Source organism: Blautia sp. TF10-30, assembly GCF_003481245.1.
Lineage (GTDB): Bacteria > Bacillota > Clostridia > Lachnospirales > Lachnospiraceae > Fusicatenibacter > Fusicatenibacter saccharivorans.
This window is the reverse complement of record NZ_QUKM01000032.1, coordinates 1-2485: the sequence shown is the minus strand read 5'-3', so window position 1 is coordinate 2485 and position 2485 is coordinate 1. Positions and strand designations below refer to the sequence as shown.

General features: G+C 38.9%; 2 protein-coding genes. Both read left to right on the top strand.

The genetic code is table 11. The features are described from left to right. Positions 1-275 precede the first annotated feature (275 nt). Complete coding sequence (locus DXD02_RS15230; protein ID WP_117804616.1) at positions 276-614, top strand: MFS transporter; 339 nt, start codon at positions 276-278, stop codon at positions 612-614. Positions 615-628: 14 nt separating this feature from the next. Then, positions 629-2128: a serine hydrolase domain-containing protein gene (locus DXD02_RS15225; protein ID WP_118667093.1), complete on the top strand. Its 1500-nt coding sequence runs from the start codon at positions 629-631 to the stop codon at positions 2126-2128. Positions 2129-2485 lie beyond the last annotated feature (357 nt).

The following is a 2485-nucleotide window of genomic DNA, read 5'->3' as shown; positions in this document are numbered from 1 at the left end:
GAAATTTTCAAGGTACGTTAGTTAATGAGTTACTATAAAACGAGTGTTTTGACGCCCATATCATTTTATAAAAATGACTAGTCAATATTACTAAATTCAAAGGTTAATTTTCCTATATCTTACAATATACTATCTATGATATCTTTCAGATAAGTAAAAGCGCGCGTAAAAAACTTAAAATAATCTTGGAGGATTATCACAATGAGAGATAAGAATAATTGAGAGATTGCAAAATCTCAAATGTTTGGATACGCACTTTTTGGCTGTGGAGCTAATTGTCTGGGTGGTATTCTTGGTTCTTTTTAACACTGTATCTGACCGACAATCTGCTGTTGTCCATGTCGTTTATTGCTTTTATGATGTCTGCCGGACGTATTATCAACGCAGTGACAGAATTTTTAAGCGGTTTTATCATTGACCGGACACACACTTTGTCTCTGGGTAAATATGACGCTCAGGCTGCAAATAATGGCATTGCACAATCTTCTGTCACCCTGTTTGCTGAAAGATGCGGATATGCAGTCGTTCCTTTGGTCTGTAGCATTTTGTTAGTTTTGATTAGTAACTTTATGAATGCAGATGAAGAAGTTATAAAATTGAGAAATACTCAATAAAGGAGAGAATTCTAATGACACAATTATTCAATAAATTTTATATTCCTGAAGATGTAGGCATTTCCTCTGTAGATATTGCCCAGTTTCTGAAAGAATGTGATGAAATAAATTATAAATTGCGGACTCTTCATATTGTTCGCCATGATAAAGCGATAGCAGAAGTTTCCAAATATCCGTTTTGTGCACTTGATAAAAGATTGGTATATTCCGTAAGCAAAACATTTACATCCACGGCTATAGGGATTGCGGTAAAAGAAGGTTTGTTGCGGGTAGATGATTTCGTTCTTGATTATTTTCCGGAATGTCGAGATTTGGACATGGATGATGCAGCCCGTACCATAAAAATTTGCCATCTTTTGACTATGAGTACGGGTCATGGCGTGGATACAGTGGGAGATATGTGCAATGGCATAAGACCCTGGCCGGAAATCTTTTTTACCAGAAAAATAGTATATGAGCCAGGAACTCATTTTGTCTATAATTCCGGAGGAACTTATATGCTGTCAGAACTTATTAGCCGTGTGACTGGCATGTGCCTGAAAGATTGGCTACAGAAGCATCTATTTGATCCTCTGGAGATTACAGATGTCAGTTGGGATAAACATGGAGATGTTAACACTGGAGCATGGGGGCTTTTGATTGCTCCACGTGATCTCACAAAGCTGGGACTTTTGTACTTACATAAAGGTGTTTACAATGGCATACGCATTCTCACGGAAGAATGGGTTACGGAGGCATCATACCCCCACGTTTCCACAAACGTGCAGGGATGTGCCGGATGGGGCCGCCACTATGGATATCAAATTTGGGAGAACAGTCCGGGGAGCTATCGTGCTGATGGAGCATTTGGCCAGTATTGCATGGTATTTCCGAAAATGGATATGGTTATTACAACTACTGCTGAAGAAACGGATGGAAGCAGAATTTTCCCTCTGATTGAAAAGTATATCCTTAATAACATAACTGAGCAGCCGAAACCTCGTGATGCATGGTGTTACCAATACATGAAAAACGTAATGAACCAGTGGGAAACTCCTGTTGTATATTCGCCGAGTGCTTCTTATCTAATGCATATGCTTCAGGGAAAAGAATTTGATTTACGCAGTCGTACATCAGATGAAAAACATACTCTTCGCTTTGAAATTGGCAACAGCCGTATGGAGTTTGTAATCGATGAAATACAGACTATTCACAGTTCCTGTACTGTTGATTTGTTTGGAGAAACCACATATGCAATTGAAATTCCGTCAAATAGCCCACTTATTGGAGACGAACAGAGAAACCGTATTTGGAAATATGCTGCCCATCACAGTTGGGTAGACCAGAGTACCCTTATTTTGACTATATGCTGGCAGGAAACCGGGCATTCACAAACATGGAAATTCTATTTTCATGAAAATACCTTGACTTTGATTGTCACAGATAGTACTAAAGGAATGTTTGAATTGTCTGGTGCGGTGAGTGACCGGAATGTAAGATTTGCTGATATGATTTTTGATGGTGCTTTTAGATAGAAACACGTAAAAATACTCCGGGGATTTTTATTTTTCCCCGGAGTATTTCTGTCAATATAATGTTCATTATTTTTTTAGAAACCCTTAATTTTCTCACCACACACAGAACACATTTCCAGAATATACTATATTTATCAAATGAAACAGTTACCTATTTTGTGAACTTCCTGAAAAAAGTACCCTAAAGACTGTTTTCCCCATCCCTCACCAGTCAATATCATCATCTCTTCCGTGAACCTCACATGACTAAAGTCACGTGCTCCCGGCCGCTTTAAGCGGCAGACCAAATATCGGCGGATACGCCTGTTATTTAGATTTTGCACAGATATGTGCTTCTTCCATGCCGGATACGGCAGG